At 60.6% G+C, this 18,004-nt stretch carries 8 protein-coding genes, 1 tRNA gene and 2 pseudogenes; 7 read left to right on the top strand and 4 right to left on the bottom strand.

The features are described 5' to 3' along the window. A pseudogene (locus AYJ54_RS53200) lies at positions 1–296 on the bottom strand (AraC family transcriptional regulator); the annotation flags it as partial. 9 nt (positions 297–305) lie between these two features. After that, positions 306–884 (bottom strand): methylated-DNA--[protein]-cysteine S-methyltransferase, encoded by a 579-nt coding sequence (locus AYJ54_RS41425; RefSeq protein ID WP_063708255.1) that lies wholly within the window; start codon positions 882–884, stop codon positions 306–308. Between the two features lie 178 nt (positions 885–1,062). On the opposite strand from AYJ54_RS41425, the gene AYJ54_RS41420 reads away from it, so the two are divergent. From AYJ54_RS41420 to AYJ54_RS41395, 6 genes are all read left to right on the top strand, one after another. After that, positions 1,063–1,136 (top strand) — tRNA-Gly (locus AYJ54_RS41420). Positions 1,137–1,902: 766 nt separating this feature from the next. Continuing rightward, on the top strand, positions 1,903–4,485 hold the full coding sequence (locus AYJ54_RS48475) for an MASE1 domain-containing protein (protein WP_245329279.1): 2,583 nt from the start codon (positions 1,903–1,905) through the stop codon (positions 4,483–4,485). Between the two features lie 870 nt (positions 4,486–5,355). Then, entirely contained in the window at positions 5,356–6,324 is a 969-nt protein-coding gene (locus tag AYJ54_RS41410) for an MBL fold metallo-hydrolase (protein ID WP_063708247.1), read from the top strand. 405 nt (positions 6,325–6,729) lie between these two features. Further along, positions 6,730–8,364: a flavin-containing monooxygenase gene (locus AYJ54_RS41405; protein WP_063708246.1), complete on the top strand. Its 1,635-nt coding sequence runs from the start codon at positions 6,730–6,732 to the stop codon at positions 8,362–8,364. Positions 8,365–8,442: 78 nt separating this feature from the next. After that, the gene (acmB, locus tag AYJ54_RS41400; protein ID WP_063708245.1) at positions 8,443–9,636 is read left to right on the top strand and encodes a methyl acetate hydrolase AcmB; all 1,194 of its coding nucleotides are present in this window, start codon (positions 8,443–8,445) and stop codon (positions 9,634–9,636) included. A 181-nt stretch (positions 9,637–9,817) separates the two neighbouring features. Beyond that, positions 9,818–11,776, top strand: a complete 1,959-nt coding sequence (locus tag AYJ54_RS41395; protein WP_245329278.1) for a sigma-54-dependent Fis family transcriptional regulator — start codon at positions 9,818–9,820, stop codon at positions 11,774–11,776. A gap of 849 nt (positions 11,777–12,625) precedes the next feature. On the opposite strand, the gene AYJ54_RS41385 is transcribed toward AYJ54_RS41395, so the two are convergent. Then, positions 12,626–15,952 (bottom strand): adenylate/guanylate cyclase domain-containing protein, encoded by a 3,327-nt coding sequence (locus AYJ54_RS41385; protein WP_063708243.1) that lies wholly within the window; start codon positions 15,950–15,952, stop codon positions 12,626–12,628. Between the two features lie 210 nt (positions 15,953–16,162). Between AYJ54_RS41385 and AYJ54_RS48470 the strand changes: the two are divergent. Continuing rightward, positions 16,163–16,359 (top strand): annotated as a pseudogene (locus tag AYJ54_RS48470) (non-homologous end joining protein Ku); the annotation flags it as partial. A gap of 502 nt (positions 16,360–16,861) precedes the next feature. Here the strand turns inward: AYJ54_RS48470 and AYJ54_RS41380 are convergent. Then, positions 16,862–17,926, bottom strand: coding sequence for an IS110 family RNA-guided transposase (locus tag AYJ54_RS41380; RefSeq protein ID WP_063697713.1), 1,065 nt, complete (start codon positions 17,924–17,926; stop codon positions 16,862–16,864). Positions 17,927–18,004 lie beyond the last annotated feature (78 nt).

Genomic DNA, 18,004 nt, shown 5'->3' with positions numbered 1-18,004 from the left:
CGCCGCCCGCCGAGGGCGTCGACCAGGTCTTCGCTGAGGAAGAAGGACAGGCAGACGTCGCCGCGGACGTGCTCATGCGTGCAGGTGTATTCGTCGCCGGGGGCGCCGACCAGCACCGAGCCCGCCACCAGTTCGAAGAAGCCGGCGCGGCAATGGCAGCCAAAGCTGCCCGCGCGGACGTAGGCGATGGAATGACCGGTGCGGCACTCGGCAAAGGGCTTGTCGTCCGGTCCCGCATCGCAGCGAAACTCGGAGACCATCATGGATTGTGTCGTCAGTAGCCGGGTCGCATCCATCCCACCTATCTAGGGGGGCGGTCGCGACGGGGCAACGGGTAGCAGCACCTCGAACAGCGTCTTGCTGGCGACGGGATGGGCGCCCTCCAGCGCGAGCAGCCGCCGCTTGGAGATTGCCCCGCCGTAAGGAGAGAGCCGGCCGGTGTAGTTGCCGGGCTCCAGCACGCGGTGGCAGGGCACGATGATCATGTAGGGGTTTTTCGCGATCGCCTGCGCCACCGAATGCGCCGCGCCGGAGGCCCCTAACGCTTTGGCAACCTCGTGATAGGTGCGCGTCTCCCCGCGTGGAATGCCGCAGGCAAATTCATAGACGCGCCGGTTGAAGACCGGCACGCCACCGGCATCCAGGCTGACGTCGGAAAAGTCGGGATCGCCGCCTTGCAGCAGCGCCACGATACCCTCGATCGCAAGTTCGGCATTATCAGTGGGACGCTGCTCGCGCGCCTCGGGATGGACCTGGAAAATCCGGCGGCGGGTGTCGATCTCCCGCGTCTGGGGCAATTGCACGGCGATCACGCCGGTATTGCTCCAGACGATGCCGCAACGGCCTATGGCCGTGTCGAACATTGCGTAAGCACGCCCCACGATGCGCACGCCCCACTCACACCACGTTTCCTCAACCCGCTACCGATCATAACACCGCCACATTTCGGCGCACCCGGAATCTTGCCAGGACGTTAAGATGCGTCAGGCCAAGTGCGCCAAACCGCTTGGCGGGAAGCGCCGTCTCGGCTAATCAGGAGGGGTGCGGGCAGAAGCGCATCCCGCGGGCGTAGTTCAATGGTAGAACGGCAGCTTCCCAAGCTGCATACGAGGGTTCGATTCCCTTCGCCCGCTCCAAGCCCTTTTACACTGTAAAATTAAGCGTTTGCGGGCGTTGCACGTGCCGAATCCATCGTGCGGGCGCCGACTTCATACAACGCCCATACAAATCTATAATCGAATCCTTCAGGCAGCGCCTGGTGCTGTCCACGATTATGGTGATTCTGATCGCCGTAAGGGAGGTTCGTACGCCTGCAAGAGGCGATCGCGAGGGCATCGAGGTCGCGCTTTCCGCATTGCCATCATTCGGGGCTCACCGAGGTAGGACTGGGACCGACCTCTGGAACGATGCTGACGCTTGGGGCATCCGTTCGCCTGCGGGAAGGCACGTGAATGGCGTGCTCGCTTTGTCGCGACCAGCGTCAGCCACTTCCGTCTCTGTGACAAGGCCGCATCAAAGGCCTGTGTCGCCTCGATAACAACTGCATCGCGGGGCGGTCGTATGAATCCAACCATTGGATGCTCGGGAAGGAGATTATCGCCGGTTAGGCGTGCGCTTGGCGTATACCATTGGCAACCTGCTGGTCGTTGCAGCCACGAGGCGGAAAACACATTGCTCGCACTCATTTCTTCAATTTTGATCCCTTCACCATTAGGTCAATAGTGCTGCCCGAGGGACCGGGGTCCGAAAGTTGCCAAGCGGCCCTCCACTCACCATCGTGCGGCCATGCTTTGGTCAAAACTGCATTGAGTGTTTGGCGGGGCCGTCGACGCAGTGGAAATGCGACCGCTCTCTTTCGGGTTACATTGGACCGCGGGCTAGGTCCCGCCACCGCATTTTGAGATGGCCCACCGCAAAAGGTTTGTGATGGAAAGGGCAAGGTTTGGCAAAGCCAAGATTTTCACTTTTGGCAGCGCTCGGAGTGCTGCATCTTACTTGGTCGAGCTTTTAATAGTCGCCGCGATCTACATTTGCCTTGCCGCGTCAGCGCTACTACTACCCGCGATAAATCCAGCCGCGACACCGTTGTGGCCACCGACCGGGTTTGCGCTCGCGCTGGTCCTGCTGCGCGGCTACCGGATTTGGCCCGCGATCTTAGTCGGGTCCGTTTCTCCTTACCTCATGGCCGACCGGTCGCTCTTGGAGTTTGGCTCCGTCGGGATCAGCACTCTCCTCGGTGCGTTTGCCGGAACATCGCTGATTAGTCGCTGGTCGAATGGTCGCCAGACGTTTGGCACCCCCTCTGGTATCGCAAAATTTGCAATCATTTCCTTTGTGCCGACCGCGGTGATTAGTTCAACCATCGTCTTGGGAGGATTCATTTTCGCCAGCAAACTCAATTTCTCCGATTCTGTCGTCACCTGGTTAACCTGGTGGCTTGCAGACGCGGCTGGGACCTTAGTGATTGCGCCGGTCGTTGTGCTCTGGGCGATGATGCGTCGACGTAGTTTTTCCAAGTGGACCCTGTTGGAATCGATCGCGGTCTCTGCTCTCGTGAGCATCATCGGGATCCTTGCTTACAGCCCACTCATTGGCAGCGACCTCATCAGCAACGACCTCAATGTGCCGCTGCCGAATCGGAGCCTTCTAGGCTTTCTGGTTTTGCTGCCCCTGATGTGGACTGGTTTGCGCGGCAATCGATGCAACGTCGCAACGGCTGCGCTCATTTTCTCCGGAATGGCAGTGTGGGGGTTCTCGGTGGGTAACGCTCCATTTCCGAAAACGGATCTGAATGGAGCCCTACTATCGTTACTCGTGCTCTCGATCAGCGTATCAGTGCCGTCTCTTGCTTTAGCTGCGGCAATTGCGACACGCCAAAACACTGAAGCCCATTTGCTTTCCCTTCATGACCAACTGAATCGTCAGATTGAACGGAAAACTGTGACGCTCGACAGCGTTAGGCGCCATTTCCAAATTCTTATCGAAGGCGTCGTCGACTACGCAATTTTCGCCCTTGATAAAGAAGGGCACGTTACGAGTTGGAACAGCACTGCACAAAAAATCATCGGCTACACTCCGGAAGAAATTATCGGCAAGCATTTTGGGATATTTTACCGACCGGATGAACGCCGCGCGGGCTCACCAACCCGCGCATTGGAGTCGGCAATCCAAAGAGGCAAGCACGAAGTTGAGGGTTGGCGGATCCGGAAGAATGGCACGCCGTTTTTCATCACCGGCTCGGTGTCTGCGAGCCGTGACGACGCAGGAGACCTGATCGGGTTTATCAATATACTCCGGGACGCAACCGAGCGGCGCGACGCGGAGGAGAAACTGTTCCAGGCACGCGAGCAGCTCGCCGTGTCGCAGAAGATGGAGGCAATCGGCAAACTGACCGGCGGGATTGCACACGACTTCAACAATCTATTGATGATCATTGGAGGTAGCGCTCAGATCTTTGCTCGTCTGCTTGATCCAAAACTGCCAAAGGCAATCGAAGCCATACAGACCGCAGCCAAGCGCGGAGAAAGTCTCACCCGCCAATTGCTGACATTCTCTCGTCATCAGCATCTTAGTCCGACGATCGTTGATTTAAATGCTTCTATAAAGAACATGCGCACCATGATTGAGAGCTCACTTCGCGGGAACATTGTGTACAACGAAACCGTTGGCGAGGGTGTTTCGCTGGTCCAGGTGGACCTCGCCGAACTGGAACTTGCGATAGTCAACATCGCCGTCAATGCCCGCGACGCCATGCCAAACGGCGGCACCTTCTCGCTATCTGTGAACGCCGTGACCGTAGATCAGGAAATTGGCGATAAGCACCTTGGGGACACCTTCTTTGCGATAGCATTTAGCGATACCGGCACTGGTATTCCGCCAAATCTTCTGTCCAAGATGTTCGATCCATTTTTTACGACCAAGGAGGTCGGCAAAGGAACCGGGCTCGGCTTGTCCCAAGTTTATGGTTTTGCGCACCAAGCCGGCGGAACGGTGACGGCAGACAGCAAGGTCGGACAGGGAACAACGATTACAGTCTATCTGCCGTCATGTGCAGACGAGCAAATCACTGGTAAAGATTACTCCGCTGCCAGAGCAAAATCACGGCAACCGCAGCGTCAGACGGTTCTCGTCGTCGACGACAGCGCTGATGTGGCGGATGTGACATCCTCGCTGTTCGAGCACCTGGGCTATGAGACCATCTATCGAGATTCGGCCGAAGCGGCATTAAAACTGCTCGAAGCCGGTACAAAGATCGATCTCGTCTTCAGCGATATCGTCATGCCAGGGACCATCGATGGCGTCGGGCTCGCGAGAGAAATTCGGTCGCGTTATCCGAACTTGCCGATAGCCCTCACAACGGGTTACAGCGATGCTGCAAAAGCAGCTCCCCCAAATCTGAGAATACTACGTAAGCCGTTCGATACCGAGGCACTAAGAGATTTCATCCAGGAGATTACGCCTGCGAGATCAATGAGATCAGCTTGAAGGAAGCGCTGTCATCGATATCGACTGGATGCAGGCTGGTGGTTGGTTCTATCCTATAGGCCGCAAGAGGCCGCTATGTTAAAACTTTCACAAATGGCGATGATTTGGTTGGTGCCTTGGATTGCGGCGGCGACAACAACGACGCTCGCGAATGCTCAAGAACCGGCAATCTCAGAAGGGGAGCGGCGCGGGCTTGCGGCGTGTCTGATAAAATGCCCCGATGGCGACATGAAATGTAACAACCGGTGCATCTCGAAATTTCAAACGAGGGGCGCCTGGAGCGATCGTGCGCGCGCTTGCATGAGGGATTGTCGGAAAGGATATCAGGGAGCCACTCGACAGGCCGCCGATGGGATATTTGGGTGCTCGGTGAGATGCGTGCCTTGATCGGACCCGGATACGCAGTCGCTCTAACTCGTCTGTTTGGACCTCCCTATCTTCAGGACATGACCCGCAAGCCTATCGTACTATCATCCGCAGTTGCCTTCACGGCAGCGAGGCGGCGGGTGCAAGCAGTGGCGCTCGCAGCGAACGGCGGGCGTTCAGAGAGCGCCTATCACCAAGAGGCTTAGCGTAACGTCTGACGTAATGGCCACCGGCACTTTGCGACACCGAATACGTCTGCTCATCGGGGTGGATCGGACCTGATCCAACGGCGGCCAAACCGCCGCGAATGACCCCAATGCGGACATTTTACTGGCGGGCGTCGATAGCAGCTCGCAAATACAAAGCCGACGTCCGCGCGGATATGTGAACTTCACATGGTCTTTAGTTCAGTGCCCTCATGGTGGCTTATGGTTGAATTTGTACCTCCCGTTGGAACCAGAGCAACGGGTAGTGATTGCCTCCGATCAAATTTGGAGGACAATCATGACACGCACAGCCTTACTTCTAGCCGCAATAGTCGGGTTGATCGGCTTAACCGGTCAGTCTGCCCTGTCGGCCGGCGTGAAGGTCACGCCGCTTGGGAGCCACGACGGAGAGTTCTGCGCTCTTGACCGTGCCTTGATCTTCGAAGACCCCGACGGCACGCGAATTCTCTACGATGCAGGGCGCACTGTACGCGGGTCCGACGACCCGCGGCTGGGAAAGATCGACGGTGTGTTGCTGAGCCACGTCCATGTCGATCATCTAGGCGACGTACATTTGGCAACTGCAAATACGGGCGAATGTGGTCATCCGGAATTCGACGTCAAGGATACGCCAAGCTCGAACACGGAGAAGATCGTAGTCGCGAAGAAGGCGAAGTTCTTCGTGGGCGGCGAAATGAACAGCTGGTTCGGGACGAGGATTCCGGCAGCCGGCGGCGACAAAGCGCAAGTTGTCACGCTCCGCTTTGGCGCCATGAACAAGCTTGGCGGCGTTTCCATTTGGAGCGTGCCGGCGGCGCACAGCAACGGTATCAGTCCGGCCTTTCTCACCGGCGATCTCGCCAAGGAGATGCAGGTAAACGGCTTGACTGCCTATATTGGACCTCCGGGCGGCTACGTGCTTCGCTTTTCCAATGGACTGACCGTCTATCTCTCAGGGGATACCGGCGTGATAGCGGATCAAGAACTCGTCGTGCGGCGTGGATTTCAGGCCAAGCTGGCCGTCTTGAATATAGGCGACGTCTTCACGACCGGACCGGCGCAGGCGGCCGACGTGATCAATGAACTGGTCCAGCCGACTGCGGTGATTGCCTCTCATGCGAATGAAGCGGCGACCAAAGACGGTAAATTGCTGCCAAACACGAAGACGGCGGCCTTCAAGGATGCGGTCCGTGTGCAGGTTTATCTTCCGCTAAGCGGGAAGACCATGGAGTTCGACGCAGACGGCAAGTGTACCGGCGGCTGTTGAGCTTATCGACGTTTTGCTCGACCAGAAGAATGGTCGATCCCGCCGGCTTTCATGAGAATGGCGCTGGATCGCCCATCAGTCCGCGCGCGATCGCTAACATCTGCGGTTCGCCACCCGAGAGTGTGGCGGCGGAGCTATTGCACCGCAAGATCCAGGATTGATCGCGCGTCGACATTGAGTTCGTAGCATTCCGGTTTCGGAGTTTGGCGTTCGAAATTCGGTCTGGCCGCACGCGTCCCGTTTGAATTTCGAACGGGCGGAAATGGGCTCCCGCGGCCAACACTTCAATGACTGCAAGCGCTTAAATCCAGAAATCTGATCTGGCACGCAATCTGCGTTTCTCCCCTTGCGTCTCTCACGCCTCATGGCGGGGAGCAGAACAAGTCAGACATTGGGAGGGAATACATGAGTGAGTCCAAGGGGAACGGCGCGCGCAAGCACGAAAGCCTTGACGCAGTGGTGATCGGCACGGGAGTTGCCGGTCTCTACCAGCTCTACAAGCTGCGCGACGAGCAGGGCCTGAAGGTCAAGGCCGTCGATACGGCCACCGGCGTCGGCGGCACCTGGTACTGGAATCGCTATCCGGGAGCACGTTTCGACTCCGAGGCCTATATCTACCAGTATCTCTTTTCAGAGGAGCTCTATAACGGCTGGAGCTGGAGCGAGCGCTTCCCCGGTCAGCCGGAGATCGAAAGGTGGCTCAACTACGTCGCCGACAAGCTCGACCTGCGCAAGGATATCCGGTTCAGCACGACGATCACGAGTGCCGTCTTCAACGAAGCGACACAGCGCTGGACGATCACGACCGACAAGGGCGACAGCATCGACGCGCAGTTCCTGATCACCTGCTGCGGCATGCTGTCCGCGCCGCTGACGTCGGTGTTTCCCGGGCAGGACACGTTCAAGGGTGTCCTCGTCCATACCGGCCGTTATCCGAAGGAGAAGCTCGATCTCGCCGGCAAGCGCGTCGCCGTGGTCGGCAATGGCGCTACGGGCATTCAGGTGATCCAGACCATCGCCGGCGAGGTCGGCAGCCTGAAGGTGTTCGTGCGCACGCCGCAATACATCATTCCGATGAAGAACCCGAAATACGGGCCGAAGGAGGTCGAGGCCTACAAGGCGCGGTTCGAGGAATTCCGCAAAACCCTGCCCCACTCGTTCACCGGCTTCGAATACGACTTCACCAACGGCAATTGGAAGGATCTCACGGCGGACCAGCGTCACGCGGTTCTGGAGAAGATCTGGGACGAAGGCTCGCTGCGGCTGTGGCTCGCCTCATTTGTCGAGATGTTCTTCGAGGAGGATGTCAGCGAGGAGATTTCAGAGTTCGTCCGCAGGAAGATGCGCGCGCGCCTGAAGGACCCCAAGCTCTGCGAGGCGCTGATCCCGACCGATTACGGCTTCGGCACGCATCGGGTCCCGCTCGAGACCAACTATCTGGAGGCTTTTCACCAGGCGAATGTCGAGCTGGTCAGCGTCAAGAACAACCCGATCAAGCGGATCACCCCAGAGGGTGTCGAGCTCACCGATGGAACGTCGTATGGGCTGGATGTGATCATCCTCGCGACCGGCTTCGACGCCGGCTCCGGTGCATTGACGCGCATCGACATCCGTGGCCGCGACGGCCGCTCGCTGAAGGACGAGTGGAGCCGCGACATCAGGACTACGATGGGGCTTCAGGTCCACGGCTACCCGAACCTCTTCACGACCGGCGCGCCGCTAGCACCGTCGACGGCGCTCTGCAACATGACGACATGCCTTCAGCAGCAGGTCGAGTGGATCAGCGATTGTATCGCCTATCTCAAGAAGAACCACTTGAGCGTCATCGAGCCCACGAAGGAGACGCAGGACGCCTGGGTCGCGCATCACGATGAGATCGCGAACACGACTCTCGTGACCAAGACGCACTCCTGGTACATGGGCTCGAATGTCGAGGGCAAGCCGCGCCGTCTGCTCTCCTATATCGGCGGCGTCGGGACCTATCGCCAGAAGTGCGATGAAGTCGCCTCCTCAGCCTATCCCGGCTTTGCCAAGCAGTGATCGACCGCAGGGTCGCGCGAGCGCTCCCCGCGAACGCGGCCCCGCATCCTGCATCATCACGACTTATCGGAGAAACATATGACGAAGGAATTCAAGGCAGCAGCCGACGCCATCCTCAATGAGACCGTCACGACGGGCCAGGGTGTGCCGGGCGTGGTGGCAATGGTGACGAACCGTAACGGGAATATCTACGAGGGCGCGGCCGGCGTGCGTCGCGCCGGCCAGTCCGTGTCGATGACGACCGACAGTAGTTTCGCCATCTTCTCGACGACCAAGGCGATTACCGGGACCGCCGCCCTGCAACTGATTGAGGACGGCAGACTCGATATCGATGCTCCCGCAAGGAAGTACGCTCCGGACATCGGCAAGCTTCAGGTGATCGATGGCTTCGACGCCAAGGGCCAGCCGAAGCTTCGCCCGCCGAAGCGTGACGTGACGACACGCATGTTGCTGCTGCATACCGGCGGATTCGGTTACGACTTCTTCAACGAGAACTATTTGCGCCTGGCGACCGATCATGGACAGCCGAGCGTGATCACCTCGTCGAAGGCCGCGATCATGACGCCGCTGCTTTTCGATCCCGGTTCGAAATGGGAGTACGGAACGAACATCGATTGGGTCGGGCAGGTCGTCGAGGGCATCACCGGCAAGCGGCTCGGCGAGGTCTTCGCCGAACGCATCTTCGAGCCGCTTGGCATGGAGAGCACGACGTTCGAGATCAACGATACGGTGCGCAGCAAGCTCGCCGGCATGCACGCCCGCAACGCCGACGGCTCGCTCACGCCGATGGACTTCGAATTGCCGTCAAAGCCGGAGGTCCATATGGGAGGGCATGGCCTCTACAGCACGGTCGGGGACTACATGCGCTTCATCCGCATGTGGCTGAACGACGGAGCGGGCCCGAACGGCCGGGTGCTGAAGCCCGAGACGGTGAAGATGGCGGAGAAGAACCAGCTCGGCGATCTTAAGGTGACCGCGTTGCCGGGCGTGATCAAATCGCTCTCGAACGATGCCGAGTTCTTCCCGGGCCTGTCGAAGTCGTGGGCGTTCACCTTCATGGTCAACGACGAGCAGGCGCCGACGGGCCGCCCGGCGGGCGCGCTCGGCTGGGCGGGTCTGGCGAACCTGTTCTACTGGATCGACCGTCAGAACGGTTTCGGAGGCTACTGGGCAACCCAGATCCTGCCCTTTGCCGACGTCGCTTCGTTCACCGGGTATATGCGTTTCGAAACCGCGTTCTACGACAGCCTCAATCAGCGCAAGGCCGCCTAGGCTTCCTCCCAGCCCACCTCGGTCGGCTTCCGGCTCACTGTTTTGGCAGTGCGGCCGGGGCCAACCGGGAGTTGTACCAGGATCGGATTGGCAGTTGCGCGTTTCCATGGATGGCTTCAAGATCACAAGGAAAGGTCTCAGCATAAGCCTTGGGACCGCTCAGCGCGTCAAAGGAGGGAACGTGTTGGGTCAGACGCCAGAGGATGCTTTCGCCCATCCAGGTATCGAGCGTGATGTCCTGACGAGCTGGGAACGCTTCCTGTCGGGAAGCAGCAGCACGAGTCGGCCTGTCGTGCGTGCCGCAATCACTGACTCCTGGCAGCGCTGCCAGAAATCGGCGGTCGACTATCGTCGTGGCCAGGCTCCGGTCCCCATGAGGGATGAAAGGCTACAGCGCCTGCTCGACAAGCGCAGCCGCCTTGTCCAGGCCGGTGCTTCGACAATGGCGCTGGCGCGGGACTACATGCGGGAAACCGGCACGGTGATGGTGCTGACCGATGCAGACGGCATCGTCCTGCGGCTGGAGGGGGACACCAAGATAGCGCTGCGCAATGCAGTTGAAAAAACGCACCTGTTACCCGGAAGCAGCTGGAACGAGGCGACCTGCGGAACGAACGCGATCGGCACGGCTCTGGAGACCGGGGGGCCCATCCAGGTGCATGCCACCGAGCATTTCTGTTCCGGCATCCAACGTTGGACATGTTCGGCTTGCGTTGTCCGCGATCCGATAGACGGTGCAGTCATCGGAGCGATCGATATTTCCGGACTATGCGCTTCCTATGCGCGGCAGGCGCTCGCGTTGGCGATTTCGGCGGCTGCGCGCATCGAGGCCCAGTTGCTCCAGATGGAGCTGGACGCCCGGTACCGGCTTCTCGATCAATGCTTTTGGATGCTGCCTCCTTCGGACCGCCATCACGCCGTGCTGTTCGATAGCGCCGGGCGGCCCTTCAAGGCCAATGGCGAGATGGCACAGATCTTACGCGACCTCGGCGCGCCGCAGAGCCAGTCGAATTTTCCGCTCCTTGGGAGCAGCGAGGATCGGCCCTGGAACAACTTGCGGCCGGCCTGGATCAAGGAAGAATGGCTGAGACCGGTGGTGCATCAGGGCGAACATCTGGGAACCGTCATGGTGGCGCCGAAGTCAGCGGTATCGAGCAGATCCGTTTTGTCACCCGCTCAAGGTGACGCCAGGGCTTTCACCAGCATCGTCCATGCGGACCCGAAGATGCACGCTGTCGTCGAAAAATGTCGTCGTGTCGGCAAGACCGCAGCTCCTGTCCTGCTGCTTGGTGAGACCGGTGTCGGCAAGGAGGTTTTCGCTCAAGCCATTCATTCTGTATCCCCGCACCGGAGCGGCCCATTGGTTGTCGTGAACTGTGGCTCCGTCTCGCGCGAGCTGCTGGCGAGCGAACTCTTCGGCTATGTCGACGGCGCGTTCACTGGCGCGCGGCGCGGCGGCATGTCCGGAAAGATCGAAGCCGCCTCCGGCGGCACCCTTTTCCTCGATGAAATCGGCGAATTGCCCCTCGATCTCCAGCCCATGTTGCTGCGGGCTCTGGAGAATGGCGAGATCAGCAGGATCGGCGAGACCGCTGCGCGCAAGGTGGACTTCCGTCTCGTGGCCGCGACAAACCGCGATCTGCAGGTCGAGGTGGACGCGCAGCGCTTCCGCAAGGATCTGTACTACCGGCTGGCCGTCGTGCCCGTCATCATCCCGCCACTGCGGGAGCGCTGCGATGACATTCCGCTGCTGGTCGATCAATTCGTCGCGCAGGCAAAATCGCGCTACGGCCTTGCCGATCGCCGTTTTGCGCCAGAAGTGCTCGTGTGCCTGCGCCACTATGACTGGCCCGGCAACGTCCGCGAACTGCGCAATCTGGTCGAGAGTCTGCTGCTGACCAGTAGCGGCGACCCGATCGAGCCGTCGGATCTGCCTGATATCATCCACCGGACAGGACCATCACGCGAGCCAGGTCTGTCTCTGGCCGAGTCCGCCGAACGTGACTTGATATCCCGCACGCTGCGGTCGTGTAAGGGCAACGTCACGGCGACGGCGTCCGCGCTCGGTCTCGCCAAAAGCACCGTCTATGCGAAGCTGCATCGTTACAGCATCCGCTTCGACCCGAGGTCTAACCAATGAATTGCGGGAGATTTGAGTTAGCAAACTATGACCAGCCCCATGACTGCAAGGGCCCGCTACTGGCCCCCAAGCCGAACAGCGCTCAAGCCATTGTCATGTCGGCTGTGGGCGGTAAACCGGATGCCGGGCCGCGCTTGCCTCGACTGCCGCTTGTGGACCCGAAGCAGAAATCGGCCGTTGTTGGTATTTGCGGGAATTCGCGGCGGTCGCCTTGTTCATGAGTTCACCTGGAGTGGCAGCCATGGTGCAAAACCTAGTAGCCGGATTCGTCGTGGTGGCTTTGATTATCATGGGCGTGCTTGCTTACGCCCAGAAACATGAGGGGTGCCTGCACGGCCGCTCGCTCCAAACCTTCAAGCCCTGCGGATCAGTTAGCGTTGACATGTAGCGCTGGCCGAAACGCTGCGGCCAACCTCGCGCGATTTGGTGCCCCTGATCCCGAGCAAATCCTGGTTCGCCTTTTCCGTCTGTACGGGCCGAGCCGAGCCGTTTTTCAACCGAACGTGGGTTCTTGACAAGCTGAGCAACTGATCAGTTGTCGCGTTTGGCTCGCTTCCGTTGGTGGTCTGTCGAAGTCTGCTCATGGCCCATCCGCGCGCCTCGTCGAGGTCCGGACAGCCGGGAATAGCGGACCAGATTTGCTCACGTTGAGTTCTTCGCATTTTGACCCTCTGCGGACATTGCGACGGCGTTGTGCGCATGAGTTGGCAATCGCATCACACCATCACACTCTGCGCGCCGGCGGCGCCGAGCTGCAGAGGACACTTGATGAGATGATCAACCAAAGTGCGTCAAGCCTTGCAGTGCAGGCGACGAGCAGCTATCCCGCCACGCAGGCAGAGAATTGCATCAGGCCAGCTGGTCGAGCAGCGCCTTGACGTCCCGCAGGACTGGCGTGTGGAAGCCTTCGGTGAACGAGCCGTACACCAGCGCGAGGAGGTCGCGAGCTTCCGTGCACTTGCCTTGGTTGAGCCACAGGCGGGCGAGGCTGGTTGCAGCGCGCAGCCCAAACGTCTTCGCGCTCTGGCGCTCCGCCACTGCGAGCGCTTGGTGATAATTTTGCTCCGCAGCAGCTTGGTCGCCTCGCGCATTCATCATGTCGGCTCGAAGTCGGTGGAGCTCGATCTCACCGCACCGCTCGCGGGTCGTCTCGATCAGCTGCGCAGCCTCGGCGAGGCAATTCTGCCCCTCCTGCAGATGCCCGACCTTGGCGTGAGCCTCGGCGAGAAAGCAGAGCGCGCGCGGCGTGTGCACGACGGCTCCGGCAGCACGAAGCACCGAGAGCCCCCTCGCGAGCAGCGCTTGGCCGTCCTGCACCTGTCCAAGTGTTGTCAATGAACGACCGTGCTGAAGAAGTCCGACGCCCAACCAGAGCGGAAAACCGTGCTCGTTCGAGAGAGCCACTAATTCCTCGGCGTGCCGCCGCGCGTCATGCGACAAGCCGGCGGTCGCCTCGACCGCACACACCTTGCTCAGCACGAAGGCCACTGTGAACGGATGGTCGAGCGAACGGGCTTCTGATAACGCCTCGTCCACACGCGCGCGTCCCTGATCTATGTGGCCCAGAAGCGCCAACGTCAACGCCAAGTGACCCAGGCTCGCGGCGTGCGGATCGGCCACCGCTATGGTGGCGCAAATCGCGCGAGCAGCCGGATCTCTCAAGCCATCACACAGCTCGAGAAGGCGGCGCGCTGTCACAAACTCGCCGCGAAAGTAGCAACTGGCGCCGTGGATATAGTGACCCAGCAGCAGAGTGGCTTGATCTTTTCTTGTCTCGCCCAATTTCTCCATCTGCTCGGCAAGGGACACCGCCAGCTCGTGCTCGGCCCGAACCATATGGAAACCCCATTGGGAATAGAGCAGCGGAGCGAGACGATCCGGTCGATCGAGCCGCTCAGCGAGTGCCCGCGCCCTGACAAGGGTATCGGCCACGGCCGGCGCCGAATATCCCCTGGCTGCCATCAGGGCCCGCCCTAGGGCAATCTGCAGGTCGAGCTCGTGCTGCACCGGCCGCGACTCCTCGGGCATGTTCGCAAGCAATTCGAGACCCTTCAGCAACTGCGCCACCGCTTCCGTCATCGCCGATCGCGCGACCGCCTGCTGGCCGGCCTTGAGCCGGTAGCCGACCGCCTTCTCGTTGAAACCGGCCTCGGTACAATGGTGGGCCATGAGTTGGGGCTGAGCAGCCACGATTTCAGAGAACTGGCTCTCTAGCGTCGTCACAACGCGAGCATGGATCTGCTGGCGTCGACCGCGCAGCATGGTGCTATAGGCTGCGTCCTGCACCAGCGCGTGCTTAAACGTGTACTCTGCATCAGGCGGAGTCCCCCGCTGGAAGACCAGTTCGGCGGTTACAAGCTGCGCCAAGGCCCCGTCCACCTGTTGCTGCGGCATGGCCGCGACGGCGCTGATCAGCTCATGCGAGAACGACCGCCCAAGGGCAGCTCCGATCTGCGCCATCTCGCGCACGGGCGCTAAGCGATCGAGCCGTGCCAGGAGCGAGGCATGGAGAGAGGTAGGGATGGCAAGCCGAGGCACGGGCCCCCTCGCATCAAAGCGGTCGCCAGCGTCGGCCAGCATGCCGCTCTCGATCACCGCCTTGGTCAATTCCTCGATGAACAGCGGTATGCCATCGGTCCGATCGACGATTCCTTCGACGATCTCCTGGGGCAACGCCTTGCCGCCGGTCACCCGCATGATCATCTCGGCGCGCTGTCGATGCGGCAGCCGACTGAGACTGATCAATGCCACGTGCGAGCGCCCGATCCAGGCTGGCGCGAACTCTGGCCGGAAAGTGATGATCAGCAAGACCCGGAGGGTGGCCACGCGGTCGACGATGCGGTCCAACAGGTCGAGCGAGGTAGGGTCGATCCAGTGCACATCCTCGAACACCATCAGCACGGGCCGGCGCGCCGCCAGTCCCTCGAGCTGGGCCAGGAGGACCCCAAGCGTCTTCTCCTTGCGCTTCTGAGGGGTGAGGCTGAGAGGTGGATAGCCATTGCCGATAGGCACGGACAGCAGGTCCGCGATCAGAGGGACGGCCTCGCTGAGGTCAGCGTCTGACTCAGCGAGCAACGCTTCGAGCTTGTCCAACCGTTGCCGGTCCGTATCGTCGCGCCGGAATCCCGCCGCCCGCTCGAGCTGTGAGATGGTCGGGAAAAGCGCGCTGTCCTGATGGTGCGGCGAGCAGAAACGGCGCAAACGGATATGTGGATCATCGCTCAGTCGCTCCAGCACGGTCTCGGCGAGGCGCGATTTGCCGATGCCGGGCTCACCCGATATCAGCACGACCGAGCCATCGCCGCGTTTTATCTGCTGCCAGCGGCGCATCAGCAGCTCGATCTCTTCATCGCGGCCGAGCAGTGGCGTTCTAGCTATCCGCAAGGCCTCGAAGCGGCTATCGACCGCGTTCGCACCGATGACTCGCCAGACCGGCACCGGGTCGCTGAAGCCTGTGATGGACACGCTCCCGAGAGCGAAATACTCGAAGAGACCACCGACGAGGCGGCGGGTGCTGCCGTCGATGACCATCGTATCCGGCTCGGCCAGCGCCTGCAGCCGCGAGGCCAGATTGGGGGTCTCACCGACCACCCCATGTTCCTGCGATGCGCCATCCCCGATGAGATCACCGACGATCACCAAGCCAGTGGCAATGCCAACTCGCACTCGCAATCTTGCCGACGGGCCGACATCGAGTCCTGCCACGGCCGCAACCAATGCTAGTCCGGCGCATACCGCTCGCTCAGCATCGTCTTCATCGGCCCGCGGATAGCCGAAATATGCGAGCACGCCGTCGCCCATGTATCTGGCAACGAACCCGCCAGATTTCTCGATTTGCTCGGCACAGCAGCGGTGGTACTTGCCAATGATTTCCCGCAAGTCCTCAGCGTCGAGCCTGGTCGAGAGCGCTGTCGAGCCAACAAGATCAGCGAACATCACCGAGAGTTGACGTCTCTCGGCCGCGGTCCAAGGAGTACGCACGGGTCTCGGTCCGGTCTCAGCGAGCTCCGCAATCGCGCGCAACATCTTCTTGCGATGGCCGAGAGAGACACCGAGTTTTTCGAGGTCATAGTCGGTTAGATCGCGCAGAACGCTTGGATCAATGTCGTTCTCGGCAAAGCGCTGCGCGTATTGCCCTAGGCCAAGGATGTTGAGCCAGTCCGCAATCTGCTGCATTGGCTCCCTCGACTGTCTGATTGACGGCCAGCCGGATTTTGGACTACGGCAAAGTAACGTTATCCCGGTCCTTTCAGCATAGCATGCTTTAGTTCGCGGCGTTCGGCCGCGGAAGGCCTCGATCTTTGCCAAAATAGTGCAACAGTACAGGCGCTCGCTACTAAGCCGCGAGTGGCACGATGAGAGCAACTCGATTGCCGTGTGCGCCCGATGCGCTACCCCTACGAAGTACGCAGCGAGCAGGAATACTTCGACGAGATTCAGAACGTCAAAGTTACCAAGGACATGCTTGACCTGGCCAAGCATATTGTGAACCAGAAGTCGGGGCGGTTGGAACCCGACAAGTTCGAGGATCAGTACGAAACCGCCTGATCGACCTCGTCACCCAGAAGCGTGCCGGCAAGCCAAAGGAGCGCTTTTTGCCCCCGATGAAGCGTCTGCGATATGGAGCAGGCCGCAAATTGACCGAAATGTATGGTCCGGCCGCGCGGTGCAAGAAGATTTCGACGATCCGGTAGATGCGGTCTTGCATCAATGTATCCGGCCTCTGCTTGGAGCGCAGTGCTCCGGGCCATCATGGATATCAGCGCGCAATGCGATCTGGTTAGCGGACAGGCCTCATACGGGCCATTTGGGTCACCAGGGTTCGCATGCGCCGGGAAGACCGATTCTCCATCGTCGTCTCATCCTCTCGCAGACCTCGGCGGGTAAGGGTGTTGTTACGTCATCGATGGCTCCTCACGTCGCGCTGTTCCTGTGTTCGTGTCTGGCGGTCGTTCCTTCGTCCCGGCCTGCGCGCGCAGACGCGCCGCGCGCAAGGGGCCGTCAAGGCCGGCCGTCGGGCTGTCCTGACGTCTTGCTCTCCTGCTGCCAGGCCGCGCCTTGACGGCGCCGCGCACGGCGCGAGGATCACGCAGGTCGGGACACCGTCTCCTGCGTCTTGGCGCACGCGAAGGCGCGTCCCTTGTTGAGGACCGCCCAGGCGATCCGGGCGAGCTTGTTGGCGAGCGCAATCGCCAGCACGTTGTGGTGCAATCGCTTCTTGGCGGCTTCGATCCAGGAGTCGAGGCCATAGCGCTCCCAACACCTGAGCTTGACCAGCACAACCCACGCGGCTTGCACGAACAGCGCGCGGAGGTGGCGATTGCCGCGCCTTGATATACTGCCGAGGATCGTGCGGTCGCCGGTCGAGATCTGCTTCGGCACAAGTCCAAGCCAGGCGCCGAAGTCGCGGCCTTTCGAGAACACGTCTCCAGCGCCGATCGCGGCCACCATTGCGCTCGAGATGATCGGGCCAATGCCAGGCACCGTCATCAGTCGCTGGCAGGCCTCATCTTGACGGGCGAGTGTTTCGATCTCGCCAGATAGCCCCTCGATGCGCTGATCCAGCCGGCGCCAGTCTTCCGCCAGCCCCTCGATGATGCGCAACATGCGAGGCGAGAGCACATCGGTGCGGGTCGCCAAGATACCCGGCAACTCGGACCGCAGGGCATGCAGGCCTTGCCGCACGGCGATGCCCCGCTCCAGCAGGAACGCACGGATCTGATTGATGACGCCGGTACGCTGACCGACCAATCGATCGCGGACGCGGTGCAGTGCCTGAAGGTCGAGCTGATCGGCGGTCTTGGTCGCGACGAACTTCATGGTCGGGCGTTGGACAGCCTCGGCGATGGCTTCCGCATCTCGGAAGTCATTCTTCTGTCCCTTCGAATACGGGCGCACGTATTTCGCCGGCATCAGGCGGGCGTCGTGGCCAAGCATTTGGAGTTTGCGGCTGAGGTGATGGGCGCCGACGCAGGCCTCCATCCCGATCAAGCACGGCGGCAGGTTGGCGAGCCGCGTTTCCACCTGGCCGCGCGACCACTTCTGCCGCAGCACGATGGCACCGCGGTGATCGTGACCCACGATGTGGAACGAGTTTTTGCCGATATCGATGCCGATCACGGCGATCGCTGCGTTGAGTTTCTGAGACATGGCGTGCTCCTTGTCTTGAGCGCCCCTTGCCAGCTTCTCGTGCCGGCAGGGCCGGAGCACGGCCGGACCATCCCATTA

Source organism: Bradyrhizobium centrolobii (assembly GCF_001641635.1).
Classification (GTDB): domain Bacteria; phylum Pseudomonadota; class Alphaproteobacteria; order Rhizobiales; family Xanthobacteraceae; genus Bradyrhizobium; species Bradyrhizobium centrolobii.
The sequence above is the reverse complement of the archived record's forward strand: the minus strand, read 5'-3'. Positions and strand labels throughout refer to the sequence as shown.

What these genes read in the sequence shown, in the direction of transcription:
- AYJ54_RS41405 (WP_063708246.1), top strand. Translation starts at nt 6,730, where the DNA reads ATGAGTGAGTCCAAGGGGAACGGCGCGCGCAAGCACGAAAGCCTTGAC.
- AYJ54_RS41410 (WP_063708247.1), top strand. Translation starts at nt 5,356, where the DNA reads ATGACACGCACAGCCTTACTTCTAGCCGCAATAGTCGGGTTGATCGGC.
- acmB (WP_063708245.1), top strand. Translation starts at nt 8,443, where the DNA reads ATGACGAAGGAATTCAAGGCAGCAGCCGACGCCATCCTCAATGAGACC.
- AYJ54_RS41380 (WP_063697713.1), bottom strand. Translation starts at nt 17,926, where the DNA reads ATGTCTCAGAAACTCAACGCAGCGATCGCCGTGATCGGCATCGATATC.
- AYJ54_RS48475 (WP_245329279.1), top strand. Translation starts at nt 1,903, where the DNA reads ATGGCCCACCGCAAAAGGTTTGTGATGGAAAGGGCAAGGTTTGGCAAA.
- AYJ54_RS41385 (WP_063708243.1), bottom strand. Translation starts at nt 15,952, where the DNA reads ATGCAGCAGATTGCGGACTGGCTCAACATCCTTGGCCTAGGGCAATAC.